Raw genomic sequence first — 19,277 nt, 5'->3', positions numbered from 1 at the left:
CGGATGTGAAAATTTACATAACCCCCCAAGGGGTCATGGTCATTGTTGTAGTAGTAATAGTGTATGTCAAATACAATTGTTGCATTAATGCAAATAAATTTGTTGCAAAGATAATTGTTTAATTGAATAAAATAACAATTTCGCAGGAAAAACAGATATTTAACATTAAAAACATCTACCGAACTGCTGTTAAAACAAAGATTTTTCTGCTTTTTTGAATACCGGCACTAAATTTCCCAATAACGATTTTCTAAAAAGGATTCATTCCTTCACTTGTCAATATTCGGAGTCTTGTATCCTGTAGCACCAATTTGTGATAAATCAACTTAACCCATATCATCGAGATAAATCAAAATAATATTGAGTCTGCTTGAAAAAGTCTCAAATTAGAAGATTTGATATCATAATCACTTGAAAATCAAATATCATATTTTCACAAAACGACTTATTAAAGTGGACTCAATAAAAAAAAGAGTGAATCGCAATGTGATATCACTCTCTTGTTGCCTGCACTCATAGTCTAAATCAGCAAATAAGCTCAAATAATTATAAATGAATAAGCCATAGCTTGTTTTGTGAATTATTTTATTCCAGAATCAGCTCAATTACAGGGATCTCAATATTTGGTTTCAGTACAGGAAGACTAAGGTTTAAATCACCTGTGTCCGATCCATCATCTTCAACTTTGTGATGGCCTGACGGTACAGTAATTCTTAGTTCTGAAGCATCATGCAGAAACTGTGCATATTTAATTTTTCCTTTATATCCCGGAAGTTTAAAATTTTGTAACGGGTAATCCAAAAGGTGGATATATAGTCTGTTGGTTGCCGAGTTATAGGTCAAAAGTGTATTATCAGGGGCAGTGTAAGCCTCAGGGGCCTCGGTACAGCCATAGATGGAGCGGCTGTTGTAATGCATCCAGTTGCCCATTTTCTCCAAAGCGCTTACAGCTCTGTAGTCGAACTCTCCGCGTGCTGTTGGCCCCACGTTCAGCAATAAGTTACCTCCTTTGCTTACAGATTCAATCAGAAGCACCAGCAGCTGCTTGTTGTCTTTCCATGTTGCTTCGTCGCGGAAATACCCCCAACTGCCAGAAAAGGTTTGACAGGTTTCCCAGGGGACACGCTCCCCGTTTAATTCTGGCCACCTATCCACTTTGTACTGTTCTGGAGTTATAAAATCCCAGCCACCGGGCACATCTCTAATGTCGGCACGATCGTCAATAATTATTTCAGGCTGAAGCTTTCTGACCAGTTTTACCAGTTCAACTGCATCCCAATCGTCACGTCCTTTCCCAAATTCGCCCGGATACGAAAAGTCTAACCAAAGAATATCAATTTTACCATAATTGGTTAGCAGCTCAGTAACCTGATTTTTCAGGAACTTACGATACCTGTTCATATCTCTGCCTTCGTTCAGCTTAGCATATTCCTCATTTGAGCCTGGGCGCAACGGGTGAATTCTGTCTATGGTGAAATCGGGGTGATGCCAGTCAATAAGCGAATAGTAGAACCCCACTTTTAGCCCCGCCTCTTTAAATGCATCTACCCACTCTTTGATGATATCTTTGCCGTATGTAGTATTCACGACCTTGTAATCGGTATATTTTGAGTCGAACATGCAAAACCCATCGTGATGCTTTGCAGTGATTACCGCATATTTCATGCCTGCCTCTTTGGCCATTTTTGCCCATTCGTGCGGATCATACAGGTCTGGGTTAAAATTGTCGAAATACTTTTTGTACTCCTCTAACGGAATTCTTTCATTTGTCTGAACCCACTCATGTCGTGCTGGAAGAGCATACAGTCCCCAGTGGATAAACATCCCGAAGCGATCGTTTACCCACCACTTCATTCTTTCAGCCTTTTGCTCTTTTGTTTCATTCCAAATTTTTTCTTGTGGAAATAGAGAGGTGCATACAACCACTCCCAATATTGCAATGATAATAGTTTTTTTCATATTCTCTCTTTCTTATGTTGGTAAATAATCATGTTTAACGTTACATTGTTGTGCAATGGTGCTCAAATTTACAAAAAACGGCTGAATGGTCACCCATTTTACAGTCTGCAATTCAGCCTTTCTAATGTTGTATAGCTCGCAAGAGCCTTCTCTGTATTTTTATGTGATATTTCCAGGTTTTCCCTGTCGTTCTGCTGCGAGATATCTGTTGTTGTTAATAGCTATAATATCAGGGAGATGATAAATTTTTTAATCGGGTTTATTGTCAATTAGAAAAATTAAAGAGGAGCTATTCAAATTTTATGAGTTAACATTATTTTATTATTTGTCCACTTCATCGGGCCATGGGCAAGGCTTACCTGTAGTCTTGAATGACGGGCGTTGTGCATCTGCACCGCGTAGAAACTTTCCCAGCTCTTTCGACAGCTTTTTCACCAATCGTGGGTTCTGTTCAGCACGATTGGCCGTTTCGCCTATGTCGTTGGTTATGTTAAACAGTTCCTTTTTGCCGGTTTCATAGTAATATATCAGCTTCCAGTCGCCTCTGCGAACGGTACATGTAGAGCCGATACCTGGTCCTTCGTTACCCCAAAGGTTGGGGTAGTTCCAATAAAGGTTACGTTTGTCATATCTGGTAGGTTTGCCTTCCAGCATCGGCATGAAGCTTACTCCATCGACCGTTTGTACAGTTTTCCGCTCTCTCACCTGAGCCATATCCAGAATAGTTGGGAAAAAATCTTCAATAATAAGGTAATCGTCGCATTTCGTGCCGGGGCTTACTTCTCCCGGCCATTTGACAATCATCGGTTCCCGAATACCACCTTCGTATGCCGATCCTTTCCCACTGTTCAGTGGAGCGTTCTGAGTGTACAAAGGTGCATCGCGCCAATGGGTATCGGTAGCGAATCCTCCGTTGTCAGACATAAAAATTACAATAGTATTTTTATCAAGTTCGTTTTTTTCCAGCCAGTTCATCAGATCTCCCAGGCTTTTGTCCATCCCCTCTATAAGCGCAGCGTAAGCAGCCTCTTTTTCCGAGAGTCCGGCATCAATATATTTTTGATAAAAACGTTTGTCCCTGTTGACAGGGATATGTATTGCATAGTGCGACATATAGAGGAAGAACGGCTGACCAAGATTTTTGGCTTTGTCGAGTGCTTTCAGAGCTTCCAAAGTTAATGCCTCCGTGGCAAATGTTTCGGTTCCCCAGTATTTGTCCAGATCCGGAACAGCTTGTCTGGATGATGGTTTACCATCGGTCCTGTTTCCATAATTCTCTTCTCCCAGATAGCTTGCTATCCCACCACCTGCATGCCCTGCAATGTTCACCTCAAAGCCGAAGTGATGTGGGTTTTCCCCTGGTGTGTCGATGGCCCCCCAGTGCGCTTTGCCGCAATGGATGGTGTGATAACCGTTGTTTTTGAGCAATTGCGGCAGTGAAGTCACTTCATATGTGTAAGGTACGTCGGGAGCCTGGCAAATACCGTTCACATTCCACTCCGGGAACTGAAGCATGTTACTCTGATTGTCGGTTGAGGTGTTTTTTTCGAGTGTCCAGTTGGTTACCCGGTGCCGGGCGGCATTCATTCCTGTCATCAGGCTCACACGTGTAGGCGAACTTACGCTGCAGGCATATGCTTGGGTAAACATCATCCCTTGCGATGCCAGCCGCTCCATGTTTGGTGTATGGTAACGCTCGTTGAGTGGAGTTTTCTCTTTCCAGAAAGGCAACGATGTATCCTGCCATCCCATATCATCCACCATAAATAGGATAATGTTGGGACGATTATTATGAGCAATTGTGTTTTTTGCTGAAAGCCCCGTCAGTGGAACCAAAGCAAGGGTGAATAATTTCTTGGGGTTCATAATTCTTTTTTTCTATTATTATCTCTATAGATTCTCACTTAATGGCATTATTCAAACAATAAAAGTATGTACTTCAAAGAAGATTGATTGTACCAAACCAAATTATGCCTAACATTGCTGAGGTACGTCACTACTGAGGTGTTGTCTGCTGTGCGAAAATGTACAAACTGCAAAAAAAATGCATAACTGTATAGTTTTATCTTGATAGCATTTAGTACGTTATGCTGTCCTATGCAACTTAAATATTAATAAAGGGAAGAAAATAGCAGGTTTATGCTGTTATTCTTCCCTCTGCATTTTCTAAGCAACAAATGTATTGTAAATAATATCAAATATAGGCAATGTTTATTTTATTATCCATCTGTTTAAGTGATTATTTTTCGTTTCAACTACAAATTTATAAAAACTACCTGCGGGCAGGTCTTTTAGTTCTGCTTTATAACTGTTTATACCTGCATTTACAGTAGCCAATTTAATCCAGTTCTCTTTTCCGCCTTCTTTGAACTTGTTTTCAGTTGACACATAAATTGTAACGGGGTTATTATCTGATATGGTGTCCCATGTGAGATACACTGAATTATCGTATGGCATTGTTTTTAGATTATAAATATCAACATCCCCGATAAAAGGTATCCCATCTTGTTCCCACAACACATCTTGCGGCACTTCAAACTTCATGAACCGGCTGATTGATGGGGCAATGTCTGTTATCGCCAGATTACCACTTTTGAAGTATTTATTTACAGCCACATTGGTTGAAATCCAAATTGTTCGTTCACGACACGATTGACCGCCGTGGCCATGTCCGTTTTCAGCACGTCCATGGTCGGTGGTTACCACTATCATCCATTCTTCATCGTAGTTTTTTTCTCTATATTTCACTGCTTCCCAAACACGTGCAACCTGCCTATCCGCTTTCATCACATATTCATCAAAATCATGGCCGTTCCCGTAAATGTGACCGGCATCATCTGTATACCAGAGATAGACCCAACTTAAATCAGGAGCATCATTTTTAATGCCTTCTGCCGCCAGGCAAGAGACATGTTCGTCGATTTCAAAAATATGCAAATCTTTATCTTTGGGTGGAAAATTTATAGTATCAAGTTCAAATCCATCCTTCACAAAATCAATTTTCAAGTGATTTGTTTCAGGTTTATTCTCACCAATTAAAACCGTACGGTTGTCGGTCCAGCTCGAATATAATGCAGTTTTAAAGTCCTTTTTCTGTTCTTTGGCAATTCTAAACAGTGTCCAATAATTATAATTCGGCTTTAGGTTATCGTTACCTGTAACGTTGTGTTTATTTACCCATGTTGATGTCAACAGATTAGTGTAACCTATTGCAGAGATTGTTGCTGTTTGTGAATAACCACCGGTTTGGCCACCTGTATATGCCTTGGAATATGCTCCTTGCGAGGCAATATCATATATCGCAGGTGGCTGAAGCCGCTCAATCTGGTCAGCAGGCACGCCATCAATAATTATAAATACTGCTTTTCTGGTCTTCCCTTCTACCGCTAATAACGATAAGAAAAGCAGTATTGAAAGCAGGAACGTTCTTTTCATTTGACAATTTATGTTTGAGGTTTGTTTATATATTTATTTTATTAACGACAATTCGGCGAGTGCGCATTTAACTAATTAACAATTAAATCTATATACAATTATTTCCAACATAAAAAAGTTATGTGGAATATTATTAAGGATCTTTATTTAATTGTAAACACTGCAAAGATGAAAAAACTAAGCGAGTTTAACAAATAAAATTGTATATGTGGCAAGTTTTGAATAAGCATGTTTCTAAATAAAACAAAAGTTGTTATCTAGGTGAAAAACTTAGGTTGATTAAAAAGAATAATATTTTCAGAGTAACCGGTTTTACAATACTGTGGTTAATGTTTATTTTTATGACGGACAATCTGAAAGTAAGGCCACGTTGTTTCAAAAATGGCCAGTCTGAAGATAATTAATTTATTACGTTGTGTTTCGAAACTTTTATCGAGCTATCAAGTACAGAGTAGGGGGAAAACAACAAAGTTTTCCCCCTACCTGAAAAATTAAGATTATTCTTGAAATTTTATTACTTTCCCATTACTTCTCATTTTTACCTTTTGACCACCATAATGGTGTAAAGATACCGTTCTCTCCTCCAAGCTGCTGTAGTGCCTGCTTATAACCTTCAGGATTACTGTTTTCCAATGATGAGGGATATCTCAACCTTTGAGGGAAGAAATTGTATTTCTGTGAGTTCTTTACATTTTCTTTTGTAAGCCATGACATTCTACTAAGCGGATTATCTACAGCCACATTGTCGAAGAATGGCAGTTCGAGCCTGCGATGGTCGCACCATGCTTCCAATGGTAGCCATGGCAATTGCGCAATATACTTTTGCGTAATAATCTTGCTTAACTGATCATTCAGATTTTTCCCATAAAATGTTTCCGATGCAACCGGATATTTATATAAGAATTTTTCTGCTTCTCCTGACTTCTTCTGTAACGATGGAGCGCTTTTGTAATAATTATTCAAAACCCCGTTTGCCGCACCAGCATCTCCCCAATCTCCGCTATTGAAGCCATTTACCGCATATTCTACGTTCACTGTGGCAACTACTGTGGGTTTCTCTCCTTCAGGAACAGTTTCGCCAACCTTTACCAAATCAAAGCTTTTGGTATTTGTATTATACCTATGCCCATCATCACATGGCAAAGCATATATATCGAAAAAGCGTGGATCAACGCTGTATGGAAGTCCATCCATAAAGAATCCGGTATATGAGTCATTTGTATAGGTTGCCCAGTGTTCATCGTATCTTATTCCGAGATAGTTTTTTGATTTGAAGGCTAAGGCATACTTTTAATCTGTGAGAATATCTGACGTTTTCACACCTCCCAGAGTCAGTTCGGGGCAGACTTGTAACTAACTATCTGGCTGGTTTTTAATTTTATATATTTTGAAAATTTCATCAACAGATTTTTGTAATGGTATTCATTGACCTGGTTTTTGTTCTCCTTTGGATCTATTTTGTGGTCGAAAATCATGACTGATGTTTTACCATCTTCTTTTTCCCATTCAGCATAGCTATAGCGTTTGTTCACAATGCTATAACCACTTTGCCATTGTATAAAAACGGATGATTTGGTTTTGGTTTTCGGATTTTTGAGTATCGGAACGAAGCTTTTTCCGTCAAGCTGATTTTGGGGTGCAGGCAGGTTACACAGTTCACACAATGTGGGATAGATATCTACAAATTCTACCATAGAGAGTGATTTTCCGTTTTTAAACCAAGGTACATGTACAATAAGAGGAGTGTGTGTGGATGTTTTCATCAGGTTATGTTTACCTATAAAATTGTGTTCTCCGAGGTTCCATCCGTGGTCTCCTAACAGCACTATAATCGTGTTTTCCTCCAGATCAAGCTTTTTTAAGGCGTCAAGGATTAAACCGATTTGTGCATCTACGTAACTCACGCAAGCATAATATCCATGGCGTAATTCGCGCAAAAATACTGTATCCGTCGGTTCTTCAACTCTTGCATATGCATATATTTCTCTCGATCCTTGTACCTCATCGGGGAGATCCAAGGGGCGAAACCGATTGTCGGGCAAAGGAATTTTATTGCGATCGTACATATCCCAATATTTTTTGGGAGCATTAAACGGGAGATGTGGTTTCCAAAATCCTACACCCAAAAAGAAGGGCTTGTTTGTTTGTTTAAGACGTTTCAGGTCTTCAATGGTTTTAAGGGTTAACTTCCCATCGTCGTATGCTGAATCAGGCACTTCTGCCGATTCGCAATATGGGCCACGCAAAGTTTTCGGGTTAATATATTTTGCTGACTCTTCGTTCAGCCACATTTCCCAGCGGTTGTATTCATTATTATATACATCATAACCATCAGGATGTGTTCTGAAGGGAGGTTCGCTCCACGAATCGGCATGATCGTCTATATGGTGAAATACTTTTCCGTTGGAAACGGTATGATATCCGTTATTGGTGAACAGTTGTGAAAATGGCACGGCATCTGGGGCATCTGTTTGAGCACGTGTGGTATAATTGACAAAACGTTTTGGGAATTTGGGATACATACCGGTAAAAAGGCTTGCACGTGATGCTCCGCTAACCGGGATGTTGCAGTAAGCATTCTGAAATATTGTTGATTTCCCTGCCAACTTGTCTATATTGGGCGTTTTTATGGCATCCAAACCGTAGCATCCCAGTTCGGGTCGAAGGTCGTCAACAATTATGAAAAGGACGTTTGGCTTTTGAGATTGTTGGGGCAGCGCTGCCATTGCCGGCAGAAACGACGGGATTACTATTATAATATTTTTTAGTTTCATATTATTTCAATTTCAATTTTATCGCTAACATTTTTATCTTTAGAAACTGCTTCTATGGTATTTTTCCCATTATTCAACAGGCAATTTTCCCAGACAAAAGTTCCATACCCGTTATTTAAGCGTCTTCCAATGCTTTTTCCATCTAAAAACAGTTCAACACTTTCGGTGTTGGAATAAACTTTCAGCGTTTGCAGGGAGTTTTTTCTTCTCGAATTTCTACGTTCAGAAACGTAGACAAAAGGATTCTCTTTATTCCAGTTGGCTTTGTAGAAATAAAAAGCATCTTTTTTCACAAAACGGTCAATGCTTACCAGCCCTTTGTCGTTGATTCCATCGCGTTCACCTTCGGTGCGATGTGCGGCGTAGAAATCGAACATTACCCAAACGAAAGTCCCCCAAAAATAGTTATGTTCATTAATAACTTTCCAATGCTCTTCGTGAAAATGGGTTTGCCAATTTTCGGGGTGCCAACGGCTTGTTGCGACAGGTTTTGTCAATATTTCCTGCTGATGAAAAGGGCTTGCTCCGGCTCCGTATTCAGATATGGAAAGCTTTATACCGGGATATTTTTCGTGCATCCCGACAGCCCAGGAGCCCACGTCGGAAGGATTGCCGCCGTACCAGCCGAAATACTGGTTAAAGCCAATTAGATCGGTAATAAAATTCAGATCGCCACTTTGGTTACTCGCCGCCACGGTCAGGCGTGTAGGATCATCAGCTTTTGCCTGTGTGTTCAGCTCTTTTACGTATTCTAAGGGATTATCGCCTTCTTCTTTTAATTCGTTGAAAATGCCCCAAAATAGGATTGAAGGATGATTATATAGCTGCTCAATCATCTCGGCAAGTTGTTGTTTCCCATTCTCACGAAAGCGCCTGGTATTCACGAAACCTTTGTCGCGATAACCGCCAGGTCCCACAAATGGAATTTCACTCCAGACAATTATGCCCTCTTTGTCGCAAAGTTCAATGAAGTAGGGATCGTGCGGGTAATGTGTCAGCCGGACAGCATTTACGCCCATCTCCAACATGATTTGAATATCGGTTTCCATTTGCGTCCTATAGATGGCATTTCCGGCATTGGCATTATCCTGGTGACGTCCGACGCCGTGCAGTTGCAACAGTTCACCGTTTAGTCGGAAGCGGTTTTGTGCATCCACTTCAAAATAGCGCAATCCGAAAGGTTGTATTACCTTATCGGTGCCAAATTCAATTTCAGCTGAATAGAGGTAAGGGTCTTTCCGACCGTTCCACAGATGCGGCATTTTTAGTGAAAACGGCACTTCAATTATTTGTTTACCACTCTGTTGAGTTATATTTTGTTGTGTAGAAACAACTGTTATTCCCTCTTTATTTTTTAACTTCACGTTCAACCTCCCTTTTCCTTCCACTGCTATGCGTACCACAAGTTCGGCACTATTCTTTGTTACACATTTCTGGATGATGCGTACTCCATTAGACGCAAAGCGATTGACAGATATGTGATTTTTAGGTAGAAGCAAAATATCCACGTCACGATAGATTCCACCGTAGGAGTTAAAATCGCCTACCAATGGCATAATACCCAGATCAAGGGCATTAGAAACCCTTACCAAGATTGTGTTTTCGGTACCATAATTTAGTTTATCGGATATATCGAAGTCAAACGCTGAATATCCGCCCTGGTGTTCTCCCACGGTTTCACCGTTGATTTGCACCGTTGCGGTGTGATTTACCGCCCCAAACCGCAGAAATATCACATTACCCTCCCAATCTTCAGGCACATATATTTTTTTCTGATAATTGCCGAATCCGCGGTAATAATCTATTTTTCCGCTCATGGCATCCATATTCCATGTGTGTGGCAGCGTAATTTTGGTAAAAATATTGTTGTGAACTTCATAGCCGGGCGTGAATTGCCAGTCGTTATTGATATTTATTATCTGGCGGGATTGAGAGAATGAAAGTAATGAAACACACAAAGCAAGTGTGGCAAAGATAATTTTGTTCATTGAAAGAAATAATATTAGGTTTTGAGTGCAAAGATAGAGTTTTTAGCATTAAGGTATAAAATACTTGTCCCGGGAAACTTTTTCAAAAACATGAAGTGGTTTCCCGGGATTTAATATTTTATTTACTCCATCCTTGATTTTGCTTTAGCTCTTTATTTAGAGCCAGATCATTCAGGGGCAAAGGGTAAAGATAATAATGCGGCAACCATCCGCTGGGGACGCCATGATACCATAAATAACCTTGTGTATCGTTGCCGGTTATAGTAACTCCGTTTTCATCCTGCAATTTGGTAGAGCTGCTGTTCCCATAATCTGCTTTACTGATAAATGCTCCGCGGGGTTGTTTGTTGAGTACTTTTTCCGCTTTTTTCCATCGACGCAAATCGTCGAAGTGGAAACCCTCCGTAGCAAGCTCCATAACTCGTTCTCTACGGATCTCCCAAAGGACAGGAGCAACGTCTGAGTCACGTTTTGTGTCCCAATCTGCATCTATTTGGCCTACTGTCATGTTCTTGGTTCCACCCCGTGCACGCAGTTTATTTATTGTAGCATCGGCAACTTCTTGTGTAAATCGACCTAGTTCAAATGCGGCTTCAGCATAATTTAACATTACTTCTCCTACCCTGAAAATGGGAGCATCCGTGGTTCCTACGTCGGTGTTGGTAGATACGTCTGTTGTCGTGTTGTAATACCTCCAAACAAAATACCCCATCCATGTTTTGCCCCAGTTGAAAACACCATTTTTTGCGCTTGCCAAATTGGGCATACGCGTACAATATAAGTTTCGAAAGTTGGATGTAGGTAGTGATTTTCCGCCTTTCCATGAGGCATTGTTGATTATATCTATATATTCACTAAACGCCGGATTGGCATGGCGGGTCCATGATGTAATATTACCCGAGAAAGCATCACCTGTCTTAAAGGGAGGACAAATTGTTAGGTATAGACGTCTGTCACGATTGCGGAAATTATCATACTCGGTTGTGTTTGCATATAGCGGGCTTGTTGATATTGGACGTCCATCTGTGCAAAGGTAGCTGTCAACCAGATAGCGTGTTCCTTCCACTTGCATTTCTCCTGTTCGTACACGTCTTGTAAGTGCATGTCCTGTTAAACCCGGTGAATATTGTTTGTAAAGGAGCACTTCTCCGACAGTTGATAAATCTTCAGAATTGAACAAAAGATCGAAATTGTTATAGACATTAGGTACTTTCGCGATTATTTTTTGTGATGCATTTATGGCGGCCTGGAGATATTTTTCAGATTCGTTCAAACCGTGATATTTTCTCCATGTCCCTTCAAACAGCCTGAATCGTGAAATTAATGCGTTTACAACCAAATTATTTATTGTATTTGCCCCATCACCGTTTGTTTTGATGTTTTGCTCGGCTTCTATCAGGTCTCTGAGGATGTTTGCTGCCACCACATCACGAGAGTCGCGGGGTTGATATAATTCGGGAGATTTTTCAGTCAGTGTGTTTTCTACCCATGGCACATCACCGAACTTGCTCAGAAGATCCATATATTTGTATGATCTGAAAAACAGCCCTACCGATCGCCAATGCTTACGGTCTGTTTCATTCATCGCCGATTGGTCAATATTATCCAACATAATATTGACTTTCCGGATAAAAGAAAAATTCCAGTTAATATTGTCTGAAGCGGGCACAATCACATTTCCCATCGACCACGGTGTCTGTCCACCTGCTGTCATCATTGTGAACAATCCACCGTTTAAATCACCTGTGAAATATGTATCTGAATAACCAGGAAAGACTTCATAGAGTCCCCAGGCATATGTTTTGAAATTCTCATATGTAACAAAAGCAGTGGCTTCCGTTTGTTCGTCTTTTGGATATAACTCCAGAAAACTATCATTGCAACTGATAGTTAATAAAATTAATAGACAGATGGATATTATTTTTGTTTTCATTTTATTCATTTTTTTTGTTGTTAAAGTCCAATTCTCATACCCACAGCCCATTTTGTGAGGAAAGGATAAGTCCATCCTCGAGCTTTTGATCCGGCTTCTGCATCCATACCTTTAGGTAAATGGTTGAAATTATATAAATCTTCTACACTTGTGAAAACAGAGAGATTGTTTAGTTTGTATTTCTTTATGGTTGCTTTTGGGAAAGAGTACGAAAGCGTGATGTTTTTTACGGATAGGTAAGCTCCATTCAGTTTATATTTTGTTTGAGTGAATCTGTTGGCGGAAGAGTTTCCTTTTGCCCTTTCATATACCCGTGGAAAGTAAGCATTTGTGTTTTGAGGTGTCCAATAATCGAGCTGGCTGCTCATAAGTGTGCTGAACTCATCGTACCATGGCCAGAAAAGTTCATTGCCATACCAAACATCTCTTTTACCTATACCCTGTAGAATGAACGAAAACGATATACCTTCCCAATCGACCCCTCCGGTTATACCGTATTGGTAACGACGTGTTCTGTTGCCGATAATTCTGCGATCACCCGGGTTTTGAAGTGTATTTGAACCGCTGTTTATAACTCCATTTCCGTCATAATCAACATATAAAATATCACCAATGTTTGGTGTATAACCTTCTACTTTTGCAATACCTTCTTTTAAAGTGCCGTCGGTATTGAAGTCATTTTCGGTATAATAACGGTCGGTAGTATATCCCCATTGTTCATTAACGTCCATCCCAACATAGTATTGTGTTATCTTTCCCGAGCTGTCATAAGTTGGTAAAAGTCCGGCCTCATTGTCAAACTTGGTAATTTTTGTATTCGAATCATATAAATTTAATCCCAGGTTGTAATTGACATTGCCTATTCGATCGCGCCATTCAACTGATGCTTCCCAGCCTTGTGTACGTAAATCGGCTACGTTTTCACGTGGAGCACCGGTTCCCAGGACCGAAGGAAGTTCGGCCCCATCTGCGAGCATACCTTTCGTATCACGTCGATACCAGTCATAAACAGCATTCAGGCGGTTGTCAAGAATGGTCAAATCGAGTCCGAAATCGAGTGTTTGCACCTTTTCCCATGTGAAAGAACTGCTCACAAGAGAAGGCATTTTCAATGAATAGACTCTTCGGTTGTCGATATGCCAGTTTGTCACGTAAGATTCCATCCCGGGTACAAACATATATGGTTTGATGTTCTGGTTTCCTATATTACCCCAAGATGTTCTGATTTTGAGACTGTTGATAAGTTCCCGGCTCCACTTCATGAAACCCTCCTCGCTTATTCTCCATCCGGCGGAAAAAGAAGGGAAGAATCCGAATCGGGATACTTTGGGGAATTTTGAAGAACCATCGTACCTGCCATTTGTTTCTAACAAGTATTTGCCGGCATAATCATAATTAATTCTATAGAAACCGCTTCTGATACTATACTCCGAGTAAGCATCGTCAGCAAAAACCTCTCCGGTTCCGCCTGAAATCGATGGCAGGTTTTGGTTAATCATCTCTGCCCTCGTTTCATAGAATTGCTGCCAAGAATATTTTTCCTGATTAAATCCGGTCATGAATTTAATCGTATGTTGTTTTGACTTGTAAGTATAATCGCCGTAAATATTAAGTGCATTATAGTTGCTTTTTTCGTTTGTGTGGTAGAATTTAGAGTTTGCAGGTGTAGTACTGTTTTCAATAATATTATCCTGTGATCTCATGTAGGTGAAAATAGGATTGAATTGGGTTTTATCGGAGAATTGTTTGTTGATAGTATATTCACCGATAATATTCAAATCTTTCATCGGTATAATAGTAATTTTTCCGGCAAGGCGGATGTTATCCAGTCCGGTTGTTGTTGGATATGCTTTTTGAATTAGATATGACGGTGAATTGTAAAAATATTCTTCATTATCTGCCATCGTCGATCCTATTGGGTAATAGCTGTGGAAGGCAATTGCACTTCCCCAGATTCCGTAAGGAGCGTTGGTATCAGGCAGTTTCCGTTCTGAAGAAGTATATTTGATATCCAATTCAGGCCTGAACCATGAAATAGCATGCGAATTTATATATCCTGAAATGTTGTAACGGTTGTATGAGTCTTTATCTGTGATAAGAATTCCATCTTCACTGACATAGCCCAGAGACATTCTGTATGATGATTTTGCATTTCCCCCGGTAGCTGAAACATTATGTGTTTGCTGAAACCCACTCGATGACATCATATCTTTTATTGAATTATATTCGCGAAGATTGTATATAACTCCATCAATAGTAGTAGAACCATTGGGATAGGCTTGCGGATTTGTATTATATTCATTCAGTAGTTCGATCCACTTATCGATATTGTTATTGTTCCAGTTGGTCAATCCTGCATCTTTGAACATGGTTATCGTTTGCAGGGGAGTCGCTTTTTGTGGTAAATTCCGGGGGGTTGAAAACGCGAAATTGTTGAAATAATCTACTTGAAATCTATCATCGGTGAGCCCTTTTTTCGTGGTGATTAGAATCACCCCGAAGGCAGCACGTGCTCCGTAAATAGCAGAAGATGCAGCGTCCTTCAATACAGTAACGCTTTCTATATCATTCGGATCGAGCATATTAATGTCCATCTCGACATTATTAACAAGCACGAGAGGGCTTCCTCCATTGATTGACGCTGTTGCTCCACGGATAGACATCACATTTTCGGCACCGGGTTCTCCCGTTCCATTTACAATTTGCAGGCCAGGGACAGTTCCACGAAGGGCTGTTGAGGCATTCACTACTGGGCGATTTCCCAATACATCATTCATATTTATCGATGTAGTTGCTCCTGTGAGGTTGGCTTTTTTAAGTGTTCCATATCCTACAACCACCAATTCTTCTAGTGTTTGTGTATCTTCGCGCAGCACAATAACTATTGTGTTTTTCCCCGCAACAGAAACGGTTTGCGTTTGAAATCCCACATAAGATATTTCCAGTTCGGCATCAGGTCCTGCGCTAATAATGAAGTTTCCATCGTAATCAGTTACATTGCCTCTGCCAGTTCCTTTCACCATAATGGTTGCCCCGATAATAGGTTCACCGTTTGCATCTACAATTCTCCCGGAAATCCGGTTCTCTTCAGTCTTCTGTGATAAGTTCTGCGTTATCTTCAATGGGTGCAAGACAATCTGTCGGTCGTTAACAATATAACCGATACCGGTCCCCATAAGAATTTGGGCCAATGCAGCTTCAATGGTCTGACCGTTCACACTCACACTCACTTTTTGTGTGGCATTGACAAGGTTTTTGTTGAAAAGAAAACGATAGTCGGTTTGGTTTTCAATTGTGCTGATTGCCTGCTCCAGTGTTACATTATTCAGGCTGAGCGACACTCTGTTTTGTGCCTGAATATGTATTGTCCCCGTGATCATAAAGAAAATGAAGTACAACAGGATGAAGGGATTCATTTTCTCCGTTCTGACCCCTGATTCATTTTTTTTCAGGAATAGTTTTTCTTTCGCCATAAGTTAAAAAATATTAATGTAATTAAATAGATTAATTAATGTTTGCACTTGCTATAGGATAAGACGTGCTGTTTGGAAAAATCCACATTCTAATTCTATTTTTAACATTTCAGGTAAGTGGTAATAACTTAAATCCACATTCCATCGATTTCTATCATGGCGCTTATCAACAGGAAAAGAGATAAGGTGACGCTTCAATAAAAATATCAATTATGACAGACCTCAATTATCTCATAATTTCGGCCTCCATTATTCTGCTTAAAATAATTATATTTGATAGGTGCAGAGAGTTGTATGGCATCTAAAATCTGCTGAAGGCTTTCATCCTCAAAGGTAGCCCTGTATTTATGTGCAGCCAAACGTGAGTCTGTTACTCGTATATTCACGTTGAATGTACGCCCTATTCGTTTGAATACGTTTTCAAGTGTCTCATCCCTAAAGGCGAGGATACCATCTTTCCATTTGCCGTAGAGAGCTGCATCAGTGGTTTTGAGTGCAGTCTGACCGGTAAGCGTATTGAGTGTGAAGCATTGGTCGGGTTTAAGAGAGATTGTTTTATTACCCTTTGTTGTAACAGCTGCACTTCCGCTGGCCAGGATTACCCTTTTGAGGCTGTCACCCGGGTATCCTTCCACATTCAGTTCCGTTCCGGTAACCATTACCTCTATCCCATTGGTTGAGATGTAAAAAGGTTTATCTGGATTTGCATCTATAATGAAATATCCTTCTCCCTCAATAATGGTTCTTCTCTCTTTTTTATTGAAATCAAGTAGATATGTAAGGGTACTGCCTGAATTCAGCCAGACCTCAGAACCATCAGGAAGATTAACTTTTGAGCGTGTTCCCGGTAAGGATGTGACAACGTGAATCAATTCTGCCTGAGCTTCCCCTTGTCTTTTATTCATCCACAAATAGAGAGTCACAGCAAGCAGAGGGATTAGCAGGATTGCAGCAATCTTCTGCCACCAGACAAGAAATTGTGAATGTGCATTTCTTTTGTGTTTGTGAATCTGTCGTATTACGGAACGTTCTGCTGCCCCAAGATCTATAGAATCGGGGTTAAATGGAGGATGAGTGACAGACCGTATGTTTTTGTAGCTGACATAAAGGTGCCTGAAAGAGTCGTTTTGATTGTACAACTCGCTCAGCCTTTCCTTTTCTTCGTCGCTTAGGGTTCCCTCAAAATCTTTTGCAACTAATATGTCAAATTCTTTAGTCAATTTTTAATGTTACGTTTTTAATTACCTTTATACATTAAAGAGACGTGCCATAATCAATATTCCACATTTGTCATGATTGTAAAAAATGTAAAATAAACAGAAAAGGGAGATAATCTTTCAAGTAATTGACAAGTGATTTCATCGTTTTCGCTATTCTGTCTTCTACGGTCCGCTCCGATATGTTCAGCTGACGTGCAATATCCTTGTACCTTGTTCCATGCAAGCGGCTCATTTCAAACACCTTTCTCTGCTTTTTTGGCAACAGTGACAACGCCTTATCAAGATGAGATTTCAATTCGGAATAAAGGACATGCTGTTCTGTTGACACATCCATGCTATTCCACAATATATCGTAGTTCTGTTGGTACTTTGTTATCACTTTTCTATGGCGCAACTCATCCAAGCAACTATTTTTTACGGAAGTCAGTAAAAAAGATCTTAAAGAGACTTCGTAATTCAAATCTTTTCGTTTATCCCACACATTAACAAAAACTGTTTGCACTATATCTTCACAACAATCTTTCTCAGGAAGATAGGAACCGGCAAACATCACCAAATCCCTGTAATACTTCCTGAACAACGACGTGAATGCCTTCTCATCACCCTGTTGCAACTGTTTCAAAAGAAGTTTCTCGTCGTACATTTTCTGATTATTGATGTCGAATCATATTTTTATCCACGAGCAAAAATAGTCTGTTTTCAGCTACCACACAATCATTAACATTCCCTTTTCAAATAATGAAACATGCTATTGTTTTATGCAAGCCTCTTTTTTGTGGGCATAAACCCGGTTAATAATTTTTCCAGTTCTTGCTATTCATTATTTCTTATATACCAAGGTTAAAATGTATTATTCTATCCATTGGGATTGTTCTCAGCTGAAAGTTGTTGTTGCTATTAATTTATAATTTTATGTATGAATATTTTCAGAGATTGAGCCCCATACCTTTGCTTTTCTCTTCTTCCAGTATCTGCTTCATAAAGCGCAAAATCAGTTTGTTTTTCTCCGCCACGTTATCGTACTCACCCCTGTCTGAACGCATGTCGTAGAGCTGGTCTGCCTGCCTGTTCCCCAACTCGGTATTGGTGAGCCTGTTATAAGGACTGGCGTTGCTTGGTTCAATGTATTTCCAGTCGTGGGTGAGAATCGTCAGAGAGGAAGCTGCACCTATAACATAATCCCGGCCGTCCGGATCAATCCCCAGCCATGCGGGTAGTTGATTCCGGCTGTCTTCCGGGATACTGCTTCCATTCTCCCTGCCTATCAGCGACGCCATTGTCCCTAGCATGTCTATCTGCGATACCAGCGCATCGGAGACACCCTCCCTCACATTTCCCGGCCAGTGCACTACGAAAGGGACTCTTGTTCCTGCTTCGAAGGTGCTGTATTTGCCGCCGCGGAACGGTCCCCAGGGCTTGTGGTCCATCAGTTTCTCCACGGCCTCGTCCATATAACCATCGTCTACCACGGGTCCATTGTCACTGGTGACTATGATCAGTGTGTTTTCGAAGATGCCAGCTTCCTTCAGAGCTCGTACTATCTCTCCTACTGACCAGTCTAACTGAACGATTGCATCGCCGCGGTGTCCCATTTCGGTTTTTCCCCTGAAGCGTTCGTGGGGGAATCTAGGTACGTGTATGTCGTTAGTCCCGAAATATAGGAAGAACGGTTTCTCTTTGTTCTTTTCAATAAATCTTACCGCATGTATCGTGATGCTGTCGGCAATGTTTTCGTCTTCCCATAGCGCCGATTTTCCACCTTTCATATACCCTATTCGCGAAATTCCGTTGACTATACTCATATTATGGCCGTGATTGAGGCTTGGACGAAGTTTGTATACCAATTCGGGATTTTCTTTTCCGGTTGGCTCGCCCTTAAAGTTATTAGTATAGCTTACAGATATGGGATCGTTCGGGTCGAGGTTAACGGCGCGTTGGTTTTCCATATAAACACACGGTACACGATCTCCCGTTGCTGCCATGATGTAGGAGTAGTCGAACCCTATTTCCGCCGGTCCCGGCGCAACACGTTCGTTCCAATTTTGTTTGCCGTTTTCGGCTCCCATTCCCAAATGCCATTTTCCAACGGCTGCTGTTGTGTAGCCTGCTTCCTGGAACATCCTGGGCAATGTGAAACGATGTGGCTTAATTATCAGTGCCGCATCGCCTGCAGCAATTCCCGTATCGTTCCTTCGCCACGGATATTCACCCGTAAATAATCCGTAACGCGATGGTGTGCTGGTTGCTGCAGCAGAATGAGCATTGCGGAATCGCAGGCCGTTTGTAGCCAGTGCATCTACATTAGGTGTTTGTACTCGTGTAGCACCGTAGCAAGACAGATCGCCGTACCCAAGATCATCTGCGTAGATCAGCACTATGTTGGGTCTCTCATTCAAAGGTTCGCGAGTTCCATCCTGTGCCGTTGCCGGCAATGCTATACAGGCTCCGAAAGTTAGAATTGATCTCATTGATTGGTGGGTCATAAGTCTTAAGTT

General features: G+C 40.8%; 11 protein-coding genes. All 11 read right to left on the bottom strand.

Features of this window, described 5'->3' with window-relative positions; all coding sequences use genetic code 11:
* Positions 1-585: 585 nt before the first annotated feature.
* The 11 genes from KDN43_RS03480 to KDN43_RS03430 all read right to left on the bottom strand — a co-directional run bounded on the left by KDN43_RS03480 (position 586) and on the right by KDN43_RS03430 (position 19,250).
* Positions 586-1,959, bottom strand: coding sequence for an alpha-L-fucosidase (locus tag KDN43_RS03480; RefSeq protein WP_238868301.1), 1,374 nt, complete (start codon positions 1,957-1,959; stop codon positions 586-588).
* Positions 1,960-2,280: 321 nt separating this feature from the next.
* Positions 2,281-3,825 carry a sulfatase gene (locus KDN43_RS03475; RefSeq protein WP_238868300.1) on the bottom strand — a complete coding sequence of 515 codons (1,545 nt, stop codon included), beginning with the start codon at positions 3,823-3,825 and terminating at the stop codon, positions 2,281-2,283.
* A 345-nt stretch (positions 3,826-4,170) separates the two neighbouring features.
* The gene (locus KDN43_RS03470) at positions 4,171-5,394 is read right to left on the bottom strand and encodes an alkaline phosphatase family protein (RefSeq protein ID WP_238868299.1); all 1,224 of its coding nucleotides are present in this window, start codon (positions 5,392-5,394) and stop codon (positions 4,171-4,173) included.
* A 525-nt stretch (positions 5,395-5,919) separates the two neighbouring features.
* Entirely contained in the window at positions 5,920-6,588 is a 669-nt protein-coding gene (locus KDN43_RS03465) for a SusD/RagB family nutrient-binding outer membrane lipoprotein (RefSeq protein WP_238868298.1), read from the bottom strand.
* Between the two features lie 137 nt (positions 6,589-6,725).
* Positions 6,726-8,120 (bottom strand): sulfatase, encoded by a 1,395-nt coding sequence (locus KDN43_RS03460; protein ID WP_238869392.1) that lies wholly within the window; start codon positions 8,118-8,120, stop codon positions 6,726-6,728.
* A 44-nt stretch (positions 8,121-8,164) separates the two neighbouring features.
* The gene (locus KDN43_RS03455) at positions 8,165-10,156 is read right to left on the bottom strand and encodes a glycoside hydrolase family 2 protein (RefSeq protein WP_238868297.1); all 1,992 of its coding nucleotides are present in this window, start codon (positions 10,154-10,156) and stop codon (positions 8,165-8,167) included.
* A gap of 118 nt (positions 10,157-10,274) precedes the next feature.
* Positions 10,275-12,089: a RagB/SusD family nutrient uptake outer membrane protein gene (locus KDN43_RS03450; RefSeq protein ID WP_238868296.1), complete on the bottom strand. Its 1,815-nt coding sequence runs from the start codon at positions 12,087-12,089 to the stop codon at positions 10,275-10,277.
* Between the two features lie 20 nt (positions 12,090-12,109).
* A complete protein-coding gene (locus tag KDN43_RS03445) occupies positions 12,110-15,505 on the bottom strand; it encodes a TonB-dependent receptor (RefSeq protein ID WP_407681786.1) in 3,396 nt (1,131 codons plus the stop codon).
* A 263-nt stretch (positions 15,506-15,768) separates the two neighbouring features.
* Positions 15,769-16,782 carry a FecR family protein gene (locus KDN43_RS03440; RefSeq protein WP_238868294.1) on the bottom strand — a complete coding sequence of 338 codons (1,014 nt, stop codon included), beginning with the start codon at positions 16,780-16,782 and terminating at the stop codon, positions 15,769-15,771.
* A 70-nt stretch (positions 16,783-16,852) separates the two neighbouring features.
* Complete coding sequence (locus KDN43_RS03435) at positions 16,853-17,425, bottom strand: RNA polymerase sigma-70 factor (protein WP_238868293.1); 573 nt, start codon at positions 17,423-17,425, stop codon at positions 16,853-16,855.
* 283 nt (positions 17,426-17,708) lie between these two features.
* Entirely contained in the window at positions 17,709-19,250 is a 1,542-nt protein-coding gene (locus tag KDN43_RS03430; protein WP_238868292.1) for a sulfatase family protein, read from the bottom strand.
* Between the last annotated feature and the right edge of the window lie 27 nt (positions 19,251-19,277).

Source organism: Proteiniphilum propionicum (genome assembly GCF_022267555.1).
Lineage (GTDB): Bacteria > Bacteroidota > Bacteroidia > Bacteroidales > Dysgonomonadaceae > Proteiniphilum > Proteiniphilum propionicum.
This window is presented reverse-complemented; position numbering and strand designations above follow the sequence as displayed.